We start from the raw sequence: 23,120 nt of genomic DNA on the forward strand, positions 1-23,120 counted from the left end.
TCAATATGAAAACGTGCCGCATTAATCGATCTAATTTTTCTCTTGTTCAGTTTATTTAAGTTATAGTAAGCTCACTGTTTATAATAAATAATCTTTGTTCTTCTTCCTTTAACCATGAAGTAGGTATATGCGAGACCCAGACAAAAAGTTTTCTAAGTTAATGAATAAAGCATCGTCTCTTAAAGCTGACGGGCTGGCGAGCATTGCTAAATTACAGAACCGTTACTTTTGTGTTGGTATTACAGGCTTAAGTAAAAGTGGTAAATCAACCTTTATCACCAGCTTAATTAACCAGCTCATGCATCACGAGAATGCGAGCCTAGCTGGATTTTCACCCGTATTAAGTGAACGTTTGTTGGGTGTAAAAATGCACCCGCTAGCAGATGCAGATATTCCGGTATTTCCGTATGACAAGAACTACCAAAGTTTAACGCAAGCTGAAGCAAAATGGCCTGCATCAACCACTAATATTAGCGGTTGCTTACTTGAATTAAGACTATCTCGTTCGGGACGACGTTTAAATCCGTTAAAAGCAGAGCAGTTTTCTTTGTTTCTTGAAATTCGTGATTATCCGGGCGAGTGGTTACTCGATTTACCTTTACGTGAAATGAGCTTTGCACGTTGGAGCGAACAATGCCAAGCGCAGTATCAAGTATCACCACGACGGGCGTTGATGGGGGAGTTGTTCGACGAATTAACGCAGCTAGACCCATTATCAGTCGTTGACGAAGACGTTCTAAAATCACTAAACGTTAAATTTGTACAGTTTCTTCATGACTGTAAATATAAATACAGTAGTTTAAGTTTGATCCAACCAGGGCGTTTCTTATTACCGGGTACGGTTGAGAATACAGAACTATTGAACTTCGTGCCTTTACTTGGCTGTCAGAAATACAGTTACGATGTGCTTAATGGTGCGGCTGACAACAGTTATTACAAGCATTGCCAACGTAATTATCAAGGCTATGTGAAGCATTTGGTTGAACCATTTTACAAAACATTCTTTAGCCGTATTGACCGACAATTAGTGCTGGTGGATGTGGTTAATACCTTAAATTCAGGGCCTGAATATCTTGATGATATGCGTCAGGCGTTAACCAGTATTACTGAAAGCTTTTCGTATGGTCGCCAAAATCGGTTAGTGCAATTGTTTAAGCCTAAAATAGACAAGGTTGTGTTTGCTGCGACCAAGATTGATCAGGTGTTAAGTGAAGACCATGATGCAGTGCGTCAACTACTGGGGGTAATTGTAAAACAAGCCTATAAGAGTGCGCAGCATGAAGGGGTACAACCAATCTGTGAAGCAACGGCAGCAGTACGTTCTTCTAAAGAGATAAAGCATCAAGGCGATCGTGGTATTACTGGACGAGGAGTGAATGGTGAACCAATTGGTTACATTCATCCTACTATACCAACACGAATCCCCGAGGGGGAGCAGTGGCAGCCATTTTTAGATTGGCAAATACCCTTGTTAAATCCACCACAAGGGCTGTCGTACAGTAATCAGGATGTATTACCACATATTCGAATTGATACTATTTTAAATGAATTAATAGGGGACAAATGCCTATGACCAAGCAAGCGAATAGCAGCTCAACACGTAATCAAGGTAAAACCATCGACATGCAAGTCGAAGAGGCTGTGGTGACGGTGAGCCGTGAAGCAAAAATATTTATGCCCGATCTCGATAATGACTTGAGTAAAGTCCCCGCATCAATTACTGCTGAAGATGTGGTTGATGATACTTACCGTGGGTTAACGCTCGAAGCATTACCAATCAAAGGGTTAAAGTCGTTTGTTATCGGTATTGCGAGTATCTTTGGTGTGATGTCGTTATGGCAAATGTATACCATATTCCAAAGTGCCTTAGCCTTACATTGGATCGCTGCTGCAGGTTTTGCAGGATTGATTATCATTGTTGCTATGTTGGCATTACGTAGCGTGTTTAGCTTTATGTCTGATAAAGAAAATATGGCGGCATTAGCAGGGTTACAAGATAAGGCCGAACAATTAAAAATGACCAATGATGTTGGTCAAGCGAAAGGCTTCATCGCTAAGTTAACGCAATTTTATAAAGGCAAACCACAAGCGGCTCTGCTAGCTAAAAGCATTAAAACTATGCCTGATTACAGCAGTGATAAAGAAGCTATGGTACATCTTGAACAGGTGTTTTTAGCTCCATTGGATAAAGAAGCGTTACGGCGTGTATCTAAGCACAGTTTACAAACGGGTATGGTGGTAGCTGCGAGTCCGTGGGCAACTGTTGATATGTTATTAGCATTGTGGCGTAGTATGAAAATGATTGACGAGGTAGGGCAGGTATATGGCATGCGTCCTTCGTTGGCCAACCGTTACAAGCTATTAAAGAGCGTGCTCCGTTACTTGGCATTAATTGGTGTAAGTGAACTTGCACTTGATGAAATGTTGCAAGAATTTGGCACAACAAGTTTAGCGGGAATAACAGGTGCTCGCTTAAGCCAAGGTGTTGGTGCTGGCGTATATACTGCACGTATTGGTTTAGCAGCTGTAGCGGCATGTCGACCTATTAGTTTTTCACCAGAGAACAAACCTAAATTGAAAGATTTTATAAAACGTATAATACAACGTATGAATGGTTAAATTCTCGAATATAAATGGGTTCGTTCCCCGCTAAATCCCACCGACGTAGTCTATCATTGAAGCTCTGTATACGAATTGTATTATTTTTAGAGTTAAATGATAGGCTTACTGACTCCTCACTGGCAGTAAGCAATATTTTCAACGGTCAAAGGAGTTATTATGTTGGAATACGTTGCACTCGGGTTACTGGTGTTTGTTGCTATTTTGCTGTTTTATGGTGTCATCGTTATACATGATATTCCTTATGAAATTGCTGTTCATCGTAATCATCCACACCAAGATGCCATCCATGTTGCAGGCTGGGTAAGTCTCTTCACCTTACATGTACTTTGGCCGTTTTTGTGGATCTGGGCGACGTTGTACCGAACCGATCGTGGTTGGGGTTTCTCGGATGGTCATTCAAGTAAAGAACACATCGAAAAATTAAAACTTGAATTAACCGAAGTTAAACAACGTCTTAATGCGTTAGAAGGGGATAGTGAATAATGGATTTATTACTCATATTAACGTATACCGCCTTATGTATCGCGATATTCAAAATCTTCAAGATCCCACTAAATAAATGGAGTGTACCAACTGCGATACTTGGTGGCATCATTCTAATTGGTGGACTGGTGTTCACCATGAATTACAATCACCCATTTTCAGAGATTAGTCGGGAGTATTATGCGACTACGCCAATTGTGCCTGCCGTTAGCGGTACTGTGATTGAAGTACCGGTTGAACCGAATCAATTACTGCTGAAAGGGGATGTGCTATTTAAGTTAGATCCTAAGCCGTTTCAAGACAAGCTAGATTCAATTGAAGCGAATTTAGTGGTTGCAGGCGCAGACTTTAAACGTGCGGAAAAACTGTATCGTAAAGGCATTGGTAAACAACGAGATGTTGATCTGACTCGTGGCCAAGTTGATGACTTAACGGCTAAGCGAGAGTTAGCCTTGTATAACCTTGATAGTACAGTTGTTCGTGCACCAACGGACGGTTATGTCGTACAACAAGCATTACGTCCAGGGATGCGTGCAGTGAGTATACCATTGCGACCTGTGATGGTGTTTAAACATAAAGACGATAAGAATCTGGTCGGTTGGTATCGTCAAAACAGTATGCTGCGTCTTAAGAAAGGTTCGAAAGCTGAAGTGATTTTTGATGGGCTGCCGGGTAAGGTGTTTAGCGCGAGGGTGATCGGTGCTATTCCTGCGATCCCTGAAGGACAAATTCAAGCATCGGGTACATTAATTTCAGTTCAGACTGCGCGAATTCCAGGCCGTATCCCTGTATTGTTTGAAATCGATGATCCACGCTTCGAGCAATACAGTGATGTGATGATGGGGGGCGCGTATGGTCAGACAGCAATCTATTCAGAGCATTTTGAACACGTGGCTATCATGCGTAAAATATTGTTACGTATGGCATCTTGGATGAATTACCTCTTCCCATTCCATTAATTTTTTTGTTTTACGACTTTCCTAAAGGATTATAACCACGGTTATAGTCCTTTTTTATCAGGCGCTTATTACGATATCTTTACTCAGACTCGATATTCTCACCTTCTATTTCTTTTTTTAACCTTTTTCTTGGCTTTTTTAAGCGCTTCAGCAAACTCTTTATGGAAAGGCTGTTCTGTAACAACAGGAATGACTTGGCCTATGCTCTTTTCAATACTCTTTAATAGCGTTATATCATTTTCGACAGCAAATGAAATGGCCATTCCACTTTTCCCTGCACGTGCAGTTCGTCCTATACGGTGTATGTAGTTTCTTGGATCTTCAGGCAGGTTATAGTTAATGACTAAAGTAATATTATCAACATCAATGCCACGAGCAGCAACATCCGTTGCAACTAATACGCGTAAATTAGCGTTTTTAAAGTGCTGTAACGCTTCCTCTCTCGCTGCTTGTGTTTTACCACTGTGAAGGCTAGCGGCAGTTATGGATGCTTCTTCGAGTGTGTTAACAATGATGTCTGCGCCAGGCTTGGTTTTACAAAAGATGAGCACTTTTTTATAGTCAGATTCTTTCAGGAGATTAAGTAGCAAAGGTACTTTATTCGATTTTTCAAGATGGTATACACTTTGATTAATCAAGTCGATAGTAACCGTTTTAGCAGTAATTTGAATTTTTGTTGGATCCGTTAATATTGCTTCTGCAAGTATCTCTATTTTAGGAGGCATAGTAGCTGAAAACAATAGTGTTTGTCGGTTCTTTGGCAGTTTAGATATGATGCTTTGAACATCCTTAAAGAACCCCATATCAAGCATTGTATCTGCTTCATCTAATACAAATACTTCTAACGCCTTAAAATTTATATCGCCCGTTTTAATTAAATCCAATAACCTTCCAGGGGTGGCTACTAAAATATCAAGTCCAAGTGCGATAGAGTCAACTTGATCTTGTCTTCCTACACCACCATAAACAACCTTAGTTTTAAGCCCTAAACCATCAGAGTAGTCATCAATGTTTTGCATTATTTGCGAGGCAAGCTCTCTCGTGGGTGTTAGTATGAGCGAACGCGTGCTCTTAGCTTTGATATCTATTTTATTCCGCCCAAAATTATTGATAATAGGCAATGAAAAAGCCGCCGTTTTTCCTGTTCCCGTTTGCGCTATACCAAGAAGATCATTCCCATTAATAAGAGCTGGGATACATTCTTTTTGGATTGGTGTGGGCTGTTTATAGCCTTTAAGACTAACGCGGTCAATAATTGACTCTAAAAGTGAAAATTCTTTAAACTCTGACATGCTGGCTCGGTATTCTTTAATCAATAGCCTATTATTCTAACAGAATGCTTTAACATATTTAAGACGTATTCAAGATGACTTTTTCTGACAAATACCTACAAAATATCTCACAAAAACAGTTCAGTAATCAGTGTTCTTACCCCTGTATTTTCAGTCAACTATAGGGGGCTGAAATGACTCTATATTCACCGGAAAGAAAAGAAGCTGTCTTGTGTAGGATGTTACCATTTCAATTGAGTAATACGTTCTGTAATTCGGGGGGCTGGGGGGGGATTTAGTCATTATATCCTATCAAGGTTTGTCCAAGAATGAGTTGATATTGCCATACGAGATAATACCCAATAAGTGTTATTCACTACGTAAAGTTTAGTGACTCAATTCCTAGTAGCCATGGAGTTACGAAAACAGGTGGAACTTTAAAATAATAACAATATGTTACGCTCAACTTGGCCTGTTTCGTAAGAATCTCGGCAGACCTAAAGTACATCCTTTGACGATTATTTGCCTTATGGCAAGAAATAAGAGTGATTAAATATTCCAACAGTAATAACCGTCGAAGTTATCATATTAAGGGCCCTAGGACGTAATAATATTGTGGTAACGTTGTTGGGATATATTATAATTGTTATAATGCTCATTATTGCTCGAATTATGGTTTTTCTTATTTTGTTTAACCCCAAATAAGGTTTTTCATTCTGAAATGTCTAAAGTGATGCTGCTGTAGTTTTTTTTGTTGTTTAGTTGGATTAATATAGTTATATCATCGATTTAAAGTGATATTGGATACATAGAGATTTTAACATTAAAAGCGCTACATTCGTGAGATATTAATGTTGTACTTATTGATTAATAATTAACTAAAGGATTAGGTATGTTAAAAAAACAATTATCAGCAATCGCAATTCTGTTTTCAGGATTAGCTATCACATCTGCGCAAGCTACAATTATTGAGGAAGTAAGCGTTACACTTGAAGGAAGTACTCAAGCTGTAACAGCTGAGTTACCATTAACTGTGGAATTAAAATACGGTACGCTTGAACCTTACCACCCAGATAAAACTCATGTCGGAAAGTGAACTCTCAATTAACGTTATCTAAGCATTGTATTTACAATGCTTAGTCTCCTGTCAGGAATGCGATCTTGCAGAGTTAGGCTTGTGTCGTAAATTCAAATTTAATTGTTAAGAATAAAGGACATACTATCCCTCAGATAGAATTATGCTGCTGTTTCATCAAGCTTTTCACAATAAAAACCATATGATAAGAGTGATATAACTAAGTTAAACTTACAGTACTCAATAAGTGTTACACGCATAAAGTACGTTATGGTTAGTGAGAGTGAGGGAGTCTGCTAGATCCCTTCACTTCCCCTACAAAATATAATGAGTATTGCCATCCGCTAGTACAATAACTATAACAAGACTTTGTCCAGAATTGAGTTGGCTAGCCTAGCTAACTCAAAATTGCCCCATTCTGCGTTAGAGCAGTTACTCACTCACGATGTTTTCATATCGATTTGCCATACATTTTCTTATGTGAGGAATGAATGCTGTTTTTCATCGCAAGAGCAAAACAGGCCACCAATAAAGGGGGACGGTCTCACTGAGCTCACAGCCACTTAAGATAAGGTAGAAAGGGGAATAAAAAATATAAAGCCGAATGCGAAACAATTTCCCCCGAACGCAGAGAGCAGACCAAGGTAAAAATAGCGACCAAATGCTTTCTTAGTGGCCTGATGCCATGATTTAAACTCATCTTGAGTAACATGGTGCCCATAGCGAAAAAGTAAATAAGAAAACCATATATATATTGCATATGAAGCAAACACCCAAGACATATTCGCATTAACACCAACACTAATTCTGAATTGAAGTCGTTCTGGTACTCCTGAGATTATGCTTTCTATAATTATTTGCTTGTGGTTCCTTAATTTTATCGATAAGTAAATATTAGGTATGAGAACAGCAATAGCACCTAACACAGAAAGTATTGCTGAATATTTCATCATCTCGTGTATTAGTATATCCATTAGTCAAATATAACCTCTTCAATAAATGAGCCAACTTCGTTGGATTTGTCACCGCCATACATACCCCAAGCAAGCGTACCAGCACTCACTAGTACTATTGATAATCCACCTGTAACCGGAGCAGCCATTAAAGCTATGCCTAACACATACCCAGCCGTAACATTAAATATTCCTGACGACAAATTCCTAGCTGCCGACCTCCCACATGTTTCGCTCATTACTCCGCTAATGTTACAATCCCGATAAATATCAGCGGCGTTGCCATATAGACCTAAACCGGTGACAATCCATCCGCCAATTTTGATTTGTTTACTGAACGACATAGCTTGCTTGTATAGTGGCGTCATTCCAATTCCACCCATCGCTTTAGCGAAATCTTTGGAACGGTAAATTTGTCGCTTGTTAACGTTTAACAGGTTACCTATATTTTTCGCTTGGAGCCCTTTTATGTACTTAGGCTTACCCATCTGCCCGAGCTGTGACTTCATCTCTCCTCGGAATGCTCTTTCTCGTTTTCGCCAATCCTTATAGTCAGTATTAGAGTAGAGAGCTTGCCCTGTTAAACCTGCTGTTTTGGACGATATGTAATTAGAGTAATCCGAAAAAGCTTTTAGTCTTTTGCTAATATGGTCACCTTGCGTTCCCACACCAGCGATTACCGCGCCTGTGCTTGCTATAATGTTATTAAGGTTAATTTCAATAAGCTCACCAGTATCAGCATTGACTTGCAAGCTATCCATCCCACCTTCTGCGGACATGGTTAAGACTTCAGTAACAACATCATGGTTATCAGCAAACCATTGTCGTTCATCTACGTTTAAAGTGAGATACTGAGTCATTAACTCTTTAGCTTGCGCAATGGTATTTTCTTCTTCATTGTGCTTTGTTTTCCAAGTAGTTACTACTACTGGCATTCCTGATTTTATTTGCCCAAAGGAATACTTTAAATGCGGGTTAGTGTTCTTAATATGCTCAACAAAAAATAAATCATCACTGCCATAAACATCTTCAGCAAACGATTCAAGCGTTTCATCACTGTCACCAAAAAATAAATAACAATCATCAATATCTTTTATTGCTGATGTCTTAATGCCGAGGTTAAGCAAGGGCATTGCAAAAGGTAGTGTCCCTTCTTTTAACGTGTGAACCTCTGATGTCAACATTTTACCGTTAAACTGATACGTTGAATTAGGTGTGTTATTTTCAATTTTAACCGCAGATGCAGGCAATGTATTATCAACCTCGTTACATTGAGCTTGTTTCGATTCCTCAACTTGTAATGAGTCACCAGCTGCTAAGCTGTCGGGGTCTTTGTCAAACTTCATATTAAGGTTTAATAATGCTTTAGGCGCTAATCCGTATTTAGCCGCTATGCTACTCCATGTATCTCCTATTTTTACTACGTGTGTTTGAGCTGGGGGGGGTATTGATTTCATTACTGTCATCACTACCATTTACCCGTTTTAGGGGTTCTTCTAACGCTGATATTAGAGCCTTTGTATCAATACTGACTGCATTCTTAGTAAGCCACCCATCATTAATATCAGAAAAATCGTCTTGAATTAATTTATCTTGACGATAAAAAAGGTGCTGCTTCACAGGTGCATTTTTTAACTTTGTTGGAAGTAAGACGAAGTTAAGTGAAAGGTCGATAATATCATCAGAAAGTGAGTCACTTGTAGAGTGGGTTGGACTAAAATTCCACGCTCCGGGTTTGGTATTTATTTTATATTCATGTGCAAATTTAGAATCGATAAAATGATAAATAAAGCCCTGTGTAGGTAGCCCAAGTCGGTTTTCAACCTGAACAGCTAGATAGCAAGGTAAAAATGCATCGTGAACGGCTCCATCCACAGTGACTTCATCGATTTGATAAGCACTCATAAATGAATCACGATAGCGTAACATTAACGTTTTTGGGGTATTATCAGCAAGCGGGTATGTGAGTCTAGTTTTAGATGGACCCATTTCTTCAGCTTTCCAATTAGCAGGTATTACATCTTTAATTTGAAAAGGGTATATTAGATTTAATGGCTTGCTTGTATGTTTCAATACCGCAATGAATATCTAAGGCGTAATGATGCTTTAATTCTTTAACTTCATGCACGATACGATTACTTTGGTTTTCTCTATCGCTTATCTCTTTTTGTCTACGAGTATCGTAGTCCTTTACTGCCTCACTAGGCAAACTTTCATATCGCATACAATACCTATAAATAAAACCGATTCCAAAAGGAATAATCTTATCAGTTCATAAATTTAAATTCTCACTGAAATCATAGGTAAAATAACTATTTTTCAAATAGGTATATTTAAATTTCTCTTAATTTATGTGTAAGGGGATGTTTTACTTGCTAGGTGAACTTATGGCATTGGATATAACAAAATCTAATGAGTAGCACCACCGTCTAGTATAATTACACTATCAAGGTTCTGTCCAGCTTTGGCTTAGTGCAATTGCGCTAAGCCAAATTTTCCCCAAAATCAGTTGCGCAGATTAAAAGACAAGCAAACTGAATAAGGTTTTTGATTTAAAAAAGTTAGCGAGCTTACGGGAGCAAGCCGCTTTCTATCGAAGTACGAGATACAAAGTTGATCCTTCTTCAACAGAATAGTCTGCAATCGTCTTACTGTCCTCAACTTGCTTCCCTAAATATATAAGACGAAACGCTTCAGGTGGTATCCCTCCTTCTTTATCTTTTATCTTCAATTTAAGTACTTTAATAGTATCCGTTAGCTCTACACCATAAGTTGAAACTCGGTTAGATCCTGCTAGCTTTTTTACATTAATTTGTATACTCATGAACAATTCCCTGTTGTAAGTTGAAATATATATGACTACGTGGACTCTAAGCCACAAAACCGTATCAATATTTTATTATTATCAATGCTTTATCATTATCGTTAACATTGTATTGTCAAGTCAAGTCGAATAGGACGCTTTCTGTTTAATGGCTATTTAAACTCGATGGCTACGCGGCTTATCAGCAGGCAAGCAACAAACTTGTGGGCTGCTGGCTCATGCTCGGCGTAAATTCAAAGACGCGATAGTGGCACTAAGGAAAAACAAAGCAGGAAAAATGAGTAAGGCCGATATGGCACTGAGCATGATAGCTAAGCTGTTACGTAGAAGACAGTCGATTTAATGTAGAAATAACCGCGCAGTAAAACCTGACTTGTCGGGCGCGAAGCGAGGTGGGGGCTTCAACTTAGCAGATGAATAATGATTATTGTGACAAACAGTTATTGATACTAAGTAATATTTCTGTGCCTGTACTATTGAATAAGCAATTACCTTATGTGATTCATATCCCTAAAGTGTTACGTGGTGGTTTAGTTTTCTTTTAGTGTTGCTATATTTAATTGTGCTTTTAATTAAGACATTCTTTCAATATATAAAATGGAAATTACACATATTATGGAAAACACTAAAATTACTGCTCGTACTGTATTATTCTTTTCAGATTTTAGTTTCGAAGGTTCTCAATATGGTCCTTATGAGGTTACTGATAAGGTGTATGACTGTGTTAAAGAAGATTTCAATGACAAAGCTTATTCAGTTAAAGTTGGATCTGCTTGCTCTCTCCACTGCTGGCAACACCAAGGCGCAGCGGGTGTTTATCGAGAGTACAAAGAAGACCAGGCTAATATAAATGAACTCCAAGGACTCTCTTGTTTTAAAATTGTTCCAGAAGAAAACCAAGTGGTTAAAATTCGTCTCATCGACCATTCAGGCTCTAATTCTAACGAATACACCTTGTTCGCTAAAATCGCAGGTAGCATTGGCGTTATGCCTGAAGTCATTACAACGTCTAATGATAATGATTATATTGCTGTTGGGGATATGACTCCCGAGCATGATATGTACATTTCGGTACAAGTTCGTGACACTGACCTTTCATCTAGCAATTATGGTGAATTTGTTGCTAATGGGGCGCTGTATTTTAAAACGGATGGTGTTGAAGCATCTGTTGATTGGGACGCGTCTCTTAATTATCCTAAAAATATGGCTGTAGAGGTTAAAGGTAACAATTTATTCAATTTGATCCTTGATACGGTCAATTTTATGTAAACCAACGACAAGAACCGCATTATAACCCTTTCGTCAGATTATTTTAACAATAACACGTATGGGTTGCATGTCTCACCATGTTAAGGCAAGTTTAAAATGTCACATTGTTGATATCTTTAATCCCGAGATAAACTTGCCTTGATTTACTGCTCCAACATGACCACTGCGAATAACGATCTTATGGTTAGTGGGGATGAATAGATAATCTAATCAGCTCTGGTATTGCCTGGTTTAATGCCGAATTTTTTAGCTTTGATTTTCCATAAGCGTTTTGCTAATTTTTGCATATCAATATCTTTGTCATCTTCGTCGATAATTTCACGACCAATCAGGGTTTCCAAGATATCTTCCAGTGTTAATATTCCCCGAACAGTACCATATTCATTTACAATTAGCGCAATATGGATTTTACCAGATAATAATTCCTTCATGACATGAGATAAAGATATAACATCCAGAAAAGTTGGCATTTTTCGGAGGTAGTTATTTAATCGGGTATCTTTATTGCCGCGAGCTTGCGCCAATAGCAGATCAGAGCGGATAACAAAACCAACAATGTCATCTGGATCTTTGTCATAAATGGGTATTCGCGTAAATCGAGTTTTCTTATATTTATGAAAAAACTCTTCTACTTTTAAATTTTGGGAAGCACAAAGTATCACTGTGCTTGGTGTCATCACATCATTGGCCTTAATTTTTTGTAATAGCAGCAGGTTTTGTAATATGGTGGCTTCTTCCTTATCGATATGACCTTCCTCGGCACTTAACTGTGCCATGACGGTAAATTCATTGCGATTAAAACCTGCTGAGTCTTCCTTACCCTGAATGTTACGGGTAATAATTTCCGACATTTTGATAAACGGATACAATACAAAAATCAGAAACTTCAGACTGTAAGCGGTGACTGGGGCCAACTCCTTCCAATACGAAGCGCCCAGTGTTTTAGGAATTATCTCTGAAAAAACGAGGATCAGTAAAGTTAATACCGCTGAAACAATACCCAGTGAAGAGTTTCCAAAAACAACTGTTGCTTGAGCACCAACTCCTGCGGCACCTGCCGTATGCGCAATTGTATTCAGAGTTAGGATCGCTGCTAACGGCTTATTAATATCCTCTTTTAATACGTGTAGAATTCCACCTGCTTTATGCCCTTCTTTTTCCATTATGGCAATGTGTACACGAGACACACTCAACAAAACAGCTTCAGCAATAGAGCACAAGAATGAAAAAAATAAGGCAATAAATAAATATAATCCTAGAAGAAACATAACTTCCCCTTTTGCTACGGAATCCGCAAATTATTTATGTTAACTATGTCACTTCCGTTTTAAACGTACAACATCACTCATATAAAACATCAATTAAAATTTTATAGTTAACAGTTGAATGTCTTCACTTATCCAACAAAAAACAATGAGTATTACTATCAGCTTGTACAATAATTCTAACACGTTTATGTCCAACAATGGCTTAGTGCAATAATGCTAAGCATTATTGACCCCTTAATAAGTAAACTTGGTATAACTTGATTATTTTTTTCAACATATTCCATGAGAACATGACTGCACGGTTTTCCAGAAATAGATCATCGGAAACTTGGAATGTAATCTTGCAAACTTGCAACATGGACCTGAGTTATTTATCATCAAGGTAACTGAATTAAGAGTGAAAAATCCATGACACAGAAAGTATCAACAGAAGTGCAAACTGAATCGACACGCATTGCTAACGGTATTAAAAAACCAGGTCAAAGCAGAGAGCAGACTAAATTGATCGCAGCAGGTATTGAAAAGGGAATAGCCGAATACAAAAAACAGCATAAAGCTAAAGTTCGCCAACTTGATAAACAGAAAAAACAAAAAATAAGATCTAATAACGCGGCAGTAGCAAAAGAAAATGAAGCAGATATTGAAATTGAACAAGCAAAATCAAGTTCAAGTCGATTACCTTGGGCATTATTAGCACTAAGCTGGGCTGGTTTTGCAGGTTATCTTGTACAAACTGGTGTGCTTAAAGTAGGTTAATCGTTTTGCTACCTAATCCGTGAGCTCGCGACATCGGTTACAGACAGCATTAAATCTTATATTTAGTATAAGAATAGGTGTCATCCAGCGACACCTATTTGTATACATAGTGGGTGTTGTTAGCTTGCTATCCTGATAAATTTTGCGTATCCCAAAGTAATTCAGCATAACGTTCCATCGGAATGTTCATTTCTTCCTGCAGCCATTTACCTTTAGTCAGTAGCTCTGCTCTTTTTATTGAAGGGATGTTGTTTTTGAATGCGAGTACGATCGTATTTCCACTTTCGACTTCGAAGCTGAGTAGTCGGCCTTCAAATTCGAGTGCGAGTAATTCATCTAACTCTTGACGTGATTTAAGAGTCGTATGCCAAATATTGAGTACAAGGACACCTTGTTCGTTGAGTGCACTTTTACAATCAGACAAGTAGGATGACTGTATTTGCTTTGGTTCCATACCTGCTGAGTTGTATAGATCTGAAAAGATAATGTCGCTTTTCATGTTGGTATTTTTCATGTGGTTAACAGCATCGTCTATATGAATGAAGAGGCGGTCAGTGTCGGGCAAGCTAAAATATTTTTTTGCGGTCTTAGCTACTGCTTCACGGTATTCAACCACGTGTACGTTTAAGTCGGAGAAACTACTGAGTAGGTTCTTTGCCATTGAGCCTGCACCGAGTCCCATAATCGAGACTGTTTTTAGTATAGGGATAAACAATAAACCCGTCATCATAGCTTGTGTGTAGCCGAGTGCTAATCCATTAATGTTATTCAGTTTCATGTAACTTTGATAGATCTTCCCATCAAAGCTGAGGATCCGGCTAGTCCTTGTTTCATAAACGTAGATAGGACCGTGTTCATCGACAGTGTGTGAAATACAGGTACCATTAATATCCATCGTATTTTAACCTTTTATATAGCCTTGTAAGCCCTAATGTCTAAGCTTAGTTCAGTGATGAGTTAATCGTATTTAGCGAGTGTATAGTGGGGGTGTTAAGCACCATGATGATAAATGACGCGTGCCTGTGTTGCAAGTTAGCGAAATAAAATGGTGACAAAGCATTAAACGAATTGTAACTTGATCTGTATCAATGGCTGGTATCAGTCTATGCGTTTATAGTTAATGTGAACAGTATGTAAAGTGATTCACACATGAGTAAAGGCGGTAAAGATGGAATTATTACGCAACCCTAAATGTTACACGGACGTGTGTATTGATGGTACTTGGTATCATTACGATCACTGTGGTTCGAAAGTTTACTCTCTAAGTGGTGGCGCGGCTCCCGAGTTAGACCTTGCTCGTGAACCTGCGACAGAAACAGAGCTTATTGACCTTATTCATATAGCGGTTAATTAACCTTTTTTATTTTGTAGTACATACAGTGTCATCACTCAGCGACATTTGTATTTTGGACCTTTAGATGTATTAAGCATTTAAAGGTCATTTTTTATTCTTTACTCCTCTTTACAGTGTCATCTCTTTGCGTTTTCTGAATTTTGTCATATTATGTCATTCTATTTTGATTGGAGAAAACACATATATGAAACGCGTTATGCTATTCCTTGCAACCAACCTGGCCGTAATGGTGGTTTTTAGTATTGTATTAAACATTATCTATGCAACTACCGGTATTCAATCAGGTAGCCTTTCTGGGTTGTTGGTGATGGCGGTATTGTTTGGTTTTGGTGGTTCATTAATCTCATTAATGATGTCGAAGAAAATGGCGCTACGTTCAATTGGCGGCGAGATCATCACAGAGCCTCGTAACTCGAATGAACATTGGTTATTAGAAACCGTTACTCGACAAGCAAAACAAGCGGGTATTGGCATGCCTGATGTTGCTATTTATGATGCTGCCGAGATGAATGCATTTGCAACGGGTGCTAAACGCGATGACGCTTTAATTGCGGTATCAACGGGTCTATTAGCACAAATGACACGTGATGAAGCAGAAGCTGTTGTTGCCCACGAAATCAATCATGTTGCTAACGGTGACATGATCACAATGGCCTTGATGCAAGGTGTTGTGAATACGTTTGTTATCTTCTTATCACGTATTATTGCTAATGCAGTAAGTGGTTTCACATCGGATGATGAAGAAGGCGAGGGTGAAGGTGGTAGCTTTATGACTTACTTCATCGTATCAATGGTGTTAGAAATGCTATTTGGTTTCTTAGCAAGCTTCTTAACAATGTGGTTCAGCCGTCAACGTGAGTTTAAGGCAGACTCTGGCGCAGCAAATCTAGTTGGTAAAGAGAAGATGATTGCTGCACTAGAACGTCTAAAAACAAGTCAAGAAACACAACTTGAAGGTTCGATGATGGCGTTTGGTATTACAGGTAAGAAGACGATGATGGAATTATTAATGAGCCATCCACCGCTTCAAAACCGTATTAACGCATTACGTAACCTTTAATTTACGGATGTTATAAATAATCATTTCTGATGATTAAGTTAGCCCCATTGGTAGTCTTACTAAAAATAAGATTATACCTTTGGGGCTTTTTTGTTTTCTGTAAGATCACTAACGAAAGTATCTCTTTATGGTTACCTAAATGTTTTATACGTTTAAAACGTGATAGACAAACGAATAATAAAGATCAAAAAAGTGTATTTTATATGTTATGAATTAGTGGCTTATGAGGTTAAAGCTAATGACGAACATAACTGTAGATAAAGTACCTGTGGTTGACGGTAACGGTAGCCATTTGTTAATGATTAGATTAGTTAAACTATTAATTTCGTTTGGCATTCCGCTGTTTTTACTCTCTGTCCCAACCTCACAATTACCCTTTGATAACCTTAGTATTATACAACATCGATTGTTAGCCATTTTTGTCCTTGCTGCCTTATTGTGGATCCTCGAACCTGTGCCTGTCTTTGCCACATCGATTTTAATTATAACGCTTGAGTTAGTGATGCTCTCAGATCAAGGGCTTTACAGTTTTCGTTTTTTTAATGATGGGATCGATCCCGCCACTAATATCGAGGGGCTGATGCATTATAACGATATTTTCGCTGCTTTTTCGTCACCGATTATTGTGTTGTTTTTAGGTGGTTTCTCACTTGCAATTGCAGCAAATAAATATGCTTTGGATACAAATCTAGCTAACGTATTATTAAAACCGTTTGGCACTAAACCCGCTATGATTATGCTTGGCTTGATGATGATCACTGCGTTGTTTTCTATGTTTATGTCAAACACGGCAACGACGGTGATGATGCTGTCCTTGTTAGGACCAATCCTGATGTCTGTGCCGAAAGAAGAAAAGGGTGTCAAAGCATTAGTATTAAGTGTGCCCATTGCTGCTAACCTTGGCGGGATCGCGACACCGATTGGTACGCCGCCGAATGCAATTGCGCTGCAGTATTTAGACCGTCTTTATAATGTCAGTTTTCTGGATTGGATGATGATTGGTTTGCCCTTTGTCATCGTGCTACTGGCTTTTGCATGGTGGTTATTACAAAAACTGTTTCCCTTTAGCGGTGACAGCTTACATTTACAGCTTGGCGGTGACTTTCAACGTAGTTGGCAAGCCATCGTGGTTTATATCACCTTTGCGTTAACGATTATCTTGTGGATGAGTACTGGTCTACATGGCATGAATACCTATGTTGTCGCGATTGTGCCACTGGCGATATTTACGTTAACTGGCATCATAGGTAAAGAAGAATTGAAGTTAATTAATTGGGATGTGTTATGGCTGGTTGCTGGTGGTATTGCGATTGGTATTGCATTAGATAAAACAGGGTTAGCGGGAGTGATGGCAAATGCGATTGATTACTCTGTGTTACCAGCCTTGTTAGTTATCTTGGTCATGTCTTTTGTGTGTTGGTTGATGGCAAATTTTATCTCAAATACAGCAACTGCGAATTTGTTAATGCCAATTGCAGCAGCGGTCGCAACATCGATGGATGATTTATCATTATTGGTGATGCTGGTTGTGGTGGCTTGTTCTGCGTCACTAGGAATGATACTACCTGTTTCAACGCCTCCTAATTCGTTGGCGTATGCAACTGGATTAGTTGCCAGCAAGGACATGGCAAGAGTGGGACTTATCATGGGACTTGCTGGTTTAGGACTCGTTTATACGGTTATTCTGTTTTTTGTTACTATCAGTTAGATTTAGTGATAATCAGTTAAATTGAGTGAGCAAATAGCTAAATTGAATCTGTAGCAGTTTCGCCTAGCGATTGTTGATGCACGATATTGACGATGTTACGCTGATTATCTAGCTCATATACCCAATCACATTGATTGGGAAGCGTGGCTAAACACTGCTCGGTAATACGCTGGAAATAAGCGGTGAAGTTACGGACCTCTGCACTTGTCATGAATGTTTCTTTTTGCTTATGGTCAGTATTTTCTTCAAGTGTTTGACGTTTGTTTTCCTGCTCTAATCGCCATGCTTGTACACTGTTAAAGCTGGGTGCTTTAAGCATGATCCAATGATCAATACGTTGATATAATTCCTGGTAGTTCTGCTTTAATTGTTGGTTAACATAACTGCGCCAAATCCCGTACTTGTCTTTTATTGCTTCTAATTTGTTGATCGGATAAATAAGCTCTTTCATTAACTGGGGTTGCACACCTAAACACCAACCTTCCAATATAATCACATCAATAGGGCGGTCTACAATTGGCCATTGTGATTGTGGGTAAGGGTTATCTGCAAACTTGTTAAATCTTGGTAATTTTACTGGTTCGCTTTCGCTTGCGCCTGCACACAGCTTATCTAATGTCGCATTAGCAAGATTCATGTCGTGCGTGCCGGGAACACCGCGGGTACGCAGTAAAGGATGAACTTGGTTGGCCAGTTCGTTGCGCTGATGCCGACTGTAATAAAAGTCATCAAGTGATATTACCGCGACGTTTAAGTCAAACTCTGTGCTTAGGCGAGTGCCTAGATAATCAGCAAGCGTTGACTTACCTGAACCTTGACAGCCATTGATACCAACGAGGAAGGTTTGTTTTGCTTGTTTTTGGTGCGCTACGATACTCAACAGTGCACTCGAAAAATTTTTTGATGCATGGGTTAAATAGTCTGCATCCAACTGATGGCGCTGAATGAATTGGTCTAATACTGGCTTTGTCTTCATAGATCACCACTTTCTTTGAATTCACTGAATTTATATCATCAATAATAACTACAACATTTAAACAGTTTTTAATAAATATTTAAATAACTAATTATTCACATTCAACAACTATGCCAGTCTTAGTACGAGTTATTTCTTGTTAATTGATCTGGATCTAATAATTTAATGGGCTCTTGCCGCGTTAGGGCTGTGTGTTCTTCTGCCACTGCGAATAGCGGGTAAGATGAAGTAGGTCGATTAAGTGTTAGGAATAAGGTAAGCTGAAGCCTGTTAAATATTTGAAGTTGATTATGTTAAGCTAAACATGTGGTTAATTTGCATAATCTAATATTGAGTAGGATAAAATAATGTCATCTTTGGAAACGAATCGTTTACTACAAGATAAAACACTAAACGACGATTCACATGCTTGCGCTGTTAAACAGCTAAGTAACTTGGGTATCTCGGGCTTGATGACACTTGAAGCGATAGAATTCCAGACCCTTGAGCTTGATGCTGTTCTCGTTAGCTGTCAGCAATTGCAAGATAGCTATTCACCGTTAATCACAAATTTACCATCAAGGTTACATATTTGTTTTCAAGGTTCTGCAACCAGTCGCGAACAACTTGCAGCATTGGTGAAGATTATCGAAAGTGCGCCACAAGCACTGTGGTCGTTAAGGGATGATAGTTTTAATTGTTATGAAATGGATTTTCGTTTGGCTGAATTACAACAGCAATTAGCCATTTTAAAACCGTTAAATAAGAAACTCGCGCCGTTTGTCAATACTCATCAGTTAGGGTCTGCGAGTACACTGAAAAATCTTCAATGCTGTTTAGATAATGCAGGGATGTTTTGTTGGTTCTCATCTAAATGGCGTAATGCTAAACAACAAGCATTAATCCTTGCAAACAATGAACAGCTAAAGCTTGATGACATTAAGCTGTTATTTCCAGCCATGATAAAATACGCTAATACTCAAGAACACTTTGATGAGCTGTTTGGACAAATACCGATCTTAGCAACGTATCACAAGGGGTTGAATACTGATGTCGTGCCACTGTTAGCGGTACGTGAATGGTATAAAGATGTTGAGTTTGCAATGGCAGAGCATTTTGTGGGTGAAGCAGGGATCTTAGAGGGTTTATCTATTATTGATAAACAGAAAGCAGATAAGCTAGTTAAAATTTATCACGCAAGTTCAGTCTTGGTGATTAACAGCATAGATAAGCAAATGAGTAAGTTAAGATTAAGCTTCCCTGGTTATGAAGCTCTGCAACACGTTGATGCAGACTATGTTGCTGCGGTCTCTGAACTAAAAGCGATTATTGTTAATCAGTTAAGTGTTTTGAACGATGCGGGTGTTGATAGTCGTTCTTGTTTATCTGAGCTTTGAAAGCGCGGGATTTAAACGCTTAATACCAAGAGTGTTGATCAGTATTGAAACTCTGCTAAGCCGGTTGCACATTAATTGGTTTAGCGGGTTTACTGTGTATGAGTATTGCTAAACCTGTGGTGGTAATGCATTCAAGCTTAATGTTAACTATTCTCGATGCACTTCAAATATAACAAACCCTGAATTTTAGATATAAAAAAACCTCGCTCATTGAGCAAGGCTTCATTATTTGGTGCGTCCTACAAGATTCGAACTTGTGACATCTAGCATGTCGAGCTAGCGCTCTACCAACTGAGCTAAGGACGCGTTGTTTGTACCATTTTAAAAAATGGTGCTCGCTACAAGATTTGAACTTGTGACATCTAGCATGTCGAGCTAGCGCTCTACCAACTGAGCTAAGCGAGCATAATTTGGTATGTCGTTAAGACGAGACAAATATTAGCCCGCATCCAAATTATCAGCAAGTCTTTTTTAAATAATATCAGTCCTTTGCTTTAAAATTAAGCAGTTGGGTTGATATTTAGATCTTCTGACGGACCGAAGAATTCAAAATGGACATTTTCAGCTGGGATCCCTAATTTTGGTGCGAAGCCATTCATTGCTTGCATGAAAGGTTTTGGACCTAAGAAATAGAATTCTACATCACGATCATCACCGATTTTGTCTTCAAGCATGGCTAAGTTGATGAAACCTGTTGCATCTGGTTTACATTCTGACGTTGCATCACTGTAAACGAAGTAGGGTTTGATGTTTTCGTTTTCAGCGGCAAGGTTTGTTACATGGTCACGGAATGCATGTACCTTGGTGTTCATTGCAGCATGAATAAAGTGAATAGGGCGGTCTGTGCCTTTTAAACTATTTAGCATGCTTATTGCTGGAGTAATACCAACGCCACCTGTTACCAGTACAACTGGTTTGTTGTTGTCTTTTAGGATGAAGTCGCCAGCAGGTGCGAGTAGGTTAAGTGTATCACCTGTTTGAATGCGATCGTGCAGGTAACCTGATGCCGCACCACCTTCCTCACGTTTTACACTAATACGTAAGTATTCTGAGTTTGGTGAATCAGATAAACTGTATTGACGACGTGTTTCTTCACCGTCGATATTTAGAACTAAACCAATGAATTGACCCGGTGTGAATGACGGTGCTGGTTCACCATCGGTTGGCGTCAGGTAGAATGACATAATGTTATCGCTTTCAGCTACTTTTGTAGTTACTCTAAACTCACGTTCACCACGCCACATGCCTTTTTCTTCTTCATTAGCAGAGTAAACAGCTTCTTCTGCACCGATAAGTAGGTCTGCGAGTTGCCAGTATGCAAGTCCCCAAGCATCAATAACCTCATCTGTTGCGGCATCACCTAGAACAGCTTTGATCGCTTTTAATAAACATTCGCCAACAATTTCATAATGTGCTGGTTGAATATCAAGTACAACATGTTTATTTACAATTACACTTACCGCTTTTTCTAATACTGAAAGATTGTCAATATTAGCTGCATAAGCAACAAGTGCATTAGCTAATGCTTTAGGCTGAGCATTACCTGCTTGGTTTTTTTGGTTGAAAAAACGCTTTACTTCTGGATATTCTCTAAACATCAAAGGATAAAAATGCGCTGTAATATCATTGGCATGAACAGAAACAGCAGGGACAGTCGCTTTGATAATATCAATAGTGTGTTGCGTTAGCATAATAGCTACCTTGTATAGGTTAGTGAAATAATTGATCTGCATCAATGTTTATATTTGTTCTATTGCAGTAGTTGTGCCAAGTTTGTAAGTGGTTGTTTTTAAATTGTTTACTATTTTGCTTATGAGTGGGTTGTTATTATGACAACCACTTTGAGTTGTCAATAATACAACGCGACGTCCAAATGACAACGTCATGTGTGTGAACTAAATGGAATTAAGCTTGAATATTCACCGCCGTTTACCTTGTTGCCTGAAATTGCTAAGATGTTGTTCATAAAGGAGTTAAGATGAAATTGAATGTTACAGAAAGCATAGAATTACTTTCTCTAGAGGAAGGTGATTCTTTAACTATATTAAATTTAGTTGAGTCCAGTCGACCCCAACTAGGGAAGTATCTCTATTGGGTAGATAGTGTTCTAGATGAGGTATCGGCTCATAAATACATAGCAGAGCGTTTACATAGTGGGTTACCTGGCTCACGATGGTTCAAAATAAAATTCAACACGCAAGTTTGTGGTGTCTTTGCTATTAAGTCTATTTCAATTAATAGTGGTGTTGCTGAGATCGGTTATTGGTTATCACATGCTGTGCATGGTAATGGAATCATGACTAAAATTATTGCTCAGTTATCCTCTTTTTTGTTAGAGAGGACAGATGCAAAAATAATGGAATTTAGATGTCTGGAAAATAACATTTCGAGTATTCGAGTGGCAAAAAAGTCGGGTGCAGAGTTAGTGGGTTCAATACCTAACTATATGAATGCAGATAATGAAAATCAGGACTTACATATATACCAGCTGCAATTGCAAGCCTAACATATAACAATAGGTATCACACATCGATAATTTAAGCGCTAATAACTATCTGTAATGGTTGACTTATTTTTTGCCGGGTACCTCATACAGCGAAGGAACAAAATGAAATTGATAATTAGAGGCGTTCAAAAAGCAGATTCACAAGGCATCATCAACATATTAAACCCTATCATCGAGGCTGGTCTTTATACCATTCTTGATACAACCTTCTCACTTGAAGAGGAAGAGCAATTTATTCAAGACTTCCCTGAAAGAGGCGTCTTTAATGTTGCATTCAACTCAGAAGAATCAAACATTGTAGGCTTTCAAAACGTAGAACCATTTGCAACGTATACCCATGCCTTTGATCATGTTGGTATCATCGGCACCTATGTTGATAGTAGCTATAGAAGACAGGGTATTGCATCCAGCTTATTTAACGCCACGTTCGAGCGAGCAAAATCCAAAGGTTATGAAAAGCTATTTGCCTATGTACGTGATGATAATCAAGATGCATTGGCAACTTATTTGAAGCAGGGATTCGAAGTAATAGGTATAGCTAAAAAGCACGCTAAGATAGGCGGTAAGTATATAGACGAAGTGCTTATAGAAAAACTCTTGTAGGGTATTTTTAAAGTTTGGACACAATTATTGTTGAGCTCAATTATTAACCTTCCTCAA

At 38.6% G+C, this 23,120-nt stretch carries 22 protein-coding genes and 2 tRNA genes; 13 read left to right on the forward strand and 11 right to left on the reverse strand.

The window, feature by feature from the left end; translation table 11 throughout:
- Window positions 1–127: 127 nt before the first annotated feature.
- The 4 genes from HWV01_RS10220 (at window position 128) to HWV01_RS10235 (ending at window position 4,064) form a co-directional block, all read left to right on the forward strand.
- Window positions 128–1,573 carry a YcjX family protein gene (locus tag HWV01_RS10220; protein ID WP_211675267.1) on the forward strand — a complete coding sequence of 482 codons (1,446 nt, stop codon included), beginning with the start codon at window positions 128–130 and terminating at the stop codon, window positions 1,571–1,573.
- Window positions 1,564–2,619 carry a TIGR01620 family protein gene (locus tag HWV01_RS10225; protein ID WP_211675268.1) on the forward strand — a complete coding sequence of 352 codons (1,056 nt, stop codon included), beginning with the start codon at window positions 1,564–1,566 and terminating at the stop codon, window positions 2,617–2,619. The genes HWV01_RS10220 and HWV01_RS10225 overlap by 10 nt, the downstream gene beginning before the upstream one ends.
- Before the next feature lie 159 nt (window positions 2,620–2,778).
- Window positions 2,779–3,105, forward strand: a complete 327-nt coding sequence (locus HWV01_RS10230; RefSeq protein ID WP_211675269.1) for a DUF3302 domain-containing protein — start codon at window positions 2,779–2,781, stop codon at window positions 3,103–3,105.
- The gene (locus tag HWV01_RS10235; protein WP_211675270.1) at window positions 3,105–4,064 is read left to right on the forward strand and encodes an HlyD family secretion protein; all 960 of its coding nucleotides are present in this window, start codon (window positions 3,105–3,107) and stop codon (window positions 4,062–4,064) included. Before HWV01_RS10230 ends, HWV01_RS10235 begins: the two co-directional genes overlap by 1 nt.
- A 98-nt stretch (window positions 4,065–4,162) precedes the next feature.
- On the opposite strand, the gene HWV01_RS10240 is transcribed toward HWV01_RS10235, so the two are convergent.
- Complete coding sequence (locus tag HWV01_RS10240) at window positions 4,163–5,356, reverse strand: DEAD/DEAH box helicase (RefSeq protein WP_211675271.1); 1,194 nt, start codon at window positions 5,354–5,356, stop codon at window positions 4,163–4,165.
- Between the two features lie 871 nt (window positions 5,357–6,227).
- Here HWV01_RS10240 and HWV01_RS10245 point away from each other — a divergent pair.
- A complete protein-coding gene (locus tag HWV01_RS10245; RefSeq protein ID WP_211675272.1) occupies window positions 6,228–6,431 on the forward strand; it encodes a hypothetical protein in 204 nt (67 codons plus the stop codon).
- A 952-nt stretch (window positions 6,432–7,383) separates the two neighbouring features.
- Here HWV01_RS10245 and HWV01_RS10250 read toward each other — a convergent pair.
- The 4 genes from HWV01_RS10250 to HWV01_RS10265 all read right to left on the reverse strand — a co-directional run bounded on the left by HWV01_RS10250 (window position 7,384) and on the right by HWV01_RS10265 (window position 10,187).
- Entirely contained in the window at window positions 7,384–8,820 is a 1,437-nt protein-coding gene (locus tag HWV01_RS10250; RefSeq protein ID WP_211675273.1) for a LysM peptidoglycan-binding domain-containing protein, read from the reverse strand.
- On the reverse strand, window positions 8,759–9,352 hold the full coding sequence (locus tag HWV01_RS10255; protein ID WP_211675274.1) for a hypothetical protein: 594 nt from the start codon (window positions 9,350–9,352) through the stop codon (window positions 8,759–8,761). The genes HWV01_RS10250 and HWV01_RS10255 overlap by 62 nt, the downstream gene beginning before the upstream one ends.
- A gap of 34 nt (window positions 9,353–9,386) precedes the next feature.
- On the reverse strand, window positions 9,387–9,587 hold the full coding sequence (locus tag HWV01_RS10260; protein ID WP_211675275.1) for a hypothetical protein: 201 nt from the start codon (window positions 9,585–9,587) through the stop codon (window positions 9,387–9,389).
- Between the two features lie 366 nt (window positions 9,588–9,953).
- Window positions 9,954–10,187 (reverse strand): ubiquitin-like protein, encoded by a 234-nt coding sequence (locus HWV01_RS10265; protein ID WP_211675276.1) that lies wholly within the window; start codon window positions 10,185–10,187, stop codon window positions 9,954–9,956.
- Between the two features lie 615 nt (window positions 10,188–10,802).
- Between HWV01_RS10265 and HWV01_RS10270 the strand changes: the two genes are divergently transcribed.
- On the forward strand, window positions 10,803–11,456 hold the full coding sequence (locus tag HWV01_RS10270; RefSeq protein ID WP_211675277.1) for a beta/gamma crystallin domain-containing protein: 654 nt from the start codon (window positions 10,803–10,805) through the stop codon (window positions 11,454–11,456).
- Between the two features lie 206 nt (window positions 11,457–11,662).
- Here HWV01_RS10270 and HWV01_RS10275 read toward each other — a convergent pair whose 3' ends face one another.
- Entirely contained in the window at window positions 11,663–12,724 is a 1,062-nt protein-coding gene (locus tag HWV01_RS10275) for a CNNM domain-containing protein (RefSeq protein WP_211675278.1), read from the reverse strand.
- Window positions 12,725–13,132: 408 nt separating this feature from the next.
- Here HWV01_RS10275 and HWV01_RS10280 point away from each other — a divergent pair, with 408 nt between their 5' ends.
- Entirely contained in the window at window positions 13,133–13,480 is a 348-nt protein-coding gene (locus HWV01_RS10280) for a DUF2956 domain-containing protein (RefSeq protein ID WP_211675279.1), read from the forward strand.
- A 127-nt stretch (window positions 13,481–13,607) separates the two neighbouring features.
- On the opposite strand, the gene HWV01_RS10285 is transcribed toward HWV01_RS10280, so the two are convergent.
- Window positions 13,608–14,375 (reverse strand): spermidine synthase, encoded by a 768-nt coding sequence (locus HWV01_RS10285; protein WP_211675280.1) that lies wholly within the window; start codon window positions 14,373–14,375, stop codon window positions 13,608–13,610.
- 273 nt (window positions 14,376–14,648) lie between these two features.
- Between HWV01_RS10285 and HWV01_RS10290 the strand changes: the two genes are divergently transcribed.
- The 3 genes from HWV01_RS10290 to HWV01_RS10300 all read left to right on the forward strand — a co-directional run bounded on the left by HWV01_RS10290 (window position 14,649) and on the right by HWV01_RS10300 (window position 17,602).
- Window positions 14,649–14,834 (forward strand): hypothetical protein, encoded by a 186-nt coding sequence (locus HWV01_RS10290; protein ID WP_211675281.1) that lies wholly within the window; start codon window positions 14,649–14,651, stop codon window positions 14,832–14,834.
- 184 nt (window positions 14,835–15,018) lie between these two features.
- The gene (gene htpX / locus HWV01_RS10295) at window positions 15,019–15,894 is read left to right on the forward strand and encodes a protease HtpX (RefSeq protein ID WP_211675282.1); all 876 of its coding nucleotides are present in this window, start codon (window positions 15,019–15,021) and stop codon (window positions 15,892–15,894) included.
- 238 nt (window positions 15,895–16,132) lie between these two features.
- Complete coding sequence (locus HWV01_RS10300) at window positions 16,133–17,602, forward strand: DASS family sodium-coupled anion symporter (RefSeq protein ID WP_249185519.1); 1,470 nt, start codon at window positions 16,133–16,135, stop codon at window positions 17,600–17,602.
- Between the two features lie 37 nt (window positions 17,603–17,639).
- Here HWV01_RS10300 and HWV01_RS10305 read toward each other — a convergent pair whose 3' ends face one another.
- The gene (locus tag HWV01_RS10305; RefSeq protein WP_211675283.1) at window positions 17,640–18,578 is read right to left on the reverse strand and encodes a hypothetical protein; all 939 of its coding nucleotides are present in this window, start codon (window positions 18,576–18,578) and stop codon (window positions 17,640–17,642) included.
- Between the two features lie 347 nt (window positions 18,579–18,925).
- Here HWV01_RS10305 and HWV01_RS10310 point away from each other — a divergent pair, with 347 nt between their 5' ends.
- Window positions 18,926–19,954 carry a hypothetical protein gene (locus tag HWV01_RS10310; RefSeq protein ID WP_211675284.1) on the forward strand — a complete coding sequence of 343 codons (1,029 nt, stop codon included), beginning with the start codon at window positions 18,926–18,928 and terminating at the stop codon, window positions 19,952–19,954.
- 230 nt (window positions 19,955–20,184) lie between these two features.
- On the opposite strand, the gene HWV01_RS10315 is transcribed toward HWV01_RS10310, so the two are convergent.
- The 3 genes from HWV01_RS10315 to hmpA form a co-directional block, all read right to left on the reverse strand.
- Window positions 20,185–20,260 (reverse strand) — tRNA-Val (locus tag HWV01_RS10315).
- 23 nt (window positions 20,261–20,283) lie between these two features.
- Window positions 20,284–20,359 (reverse strand) — tRNA-Val (locus HWV01_RS10320).
- A 95-nt stretch (window positions 20,360–20,454) separates the two neighbouring features.
- Window positions 20,455–21,645, reverse strand: coding sequence for an NO-inducible flavohemoprotein (gene hmpA / locus HWV01_RS10325; protein ID WP_211675285.1), 1,191 nt, complete (start codon window positions 21,643–21,645; stop codon window positions 20,455–20,457).
- Between the two features lie 287 nt (window positions 21,646–21,932).
- Here hmpA and HWV01_RS10330 point away from each other — a divergent pair, with 287 nt between their 5' ends.
- Window positions 21,933–22,460, forward strand: coding sequence for a GNAT family N-acetyltransferase (locus HWV01_RS10330; RefSeq protein WP_211675286.1), 528 nt, complete (start codon window positions 21,933–21,935; stop codon window positions 22,458–22,460).
- 102 nt (window positions 22,461–22,562) lie between these two features.
- Window positions 22,563–23,063 (forward strand): GNAT family N-acetyltransferase, encoded by a 501-nt coding sequence (locus tag HWV01_RS10335; RefSeq protein ID WP_211675287.1) that lies wholly within the window; start codon window positions 22,563–22,565, stop codon window positions 23,061–23,063.
- The last annotated feature ends 57 nt before the right edge of the window (window positions 23,064–23,120 follow it).

This window comes from Moritella sp. 5, assembly GCF_018219455.1.
Classification (GTDB): domain Bacteria; phylum Pseudomonadota; class Gammaproteobacteria; order Enterobacterales; family Moritellaceae; genus Moritella.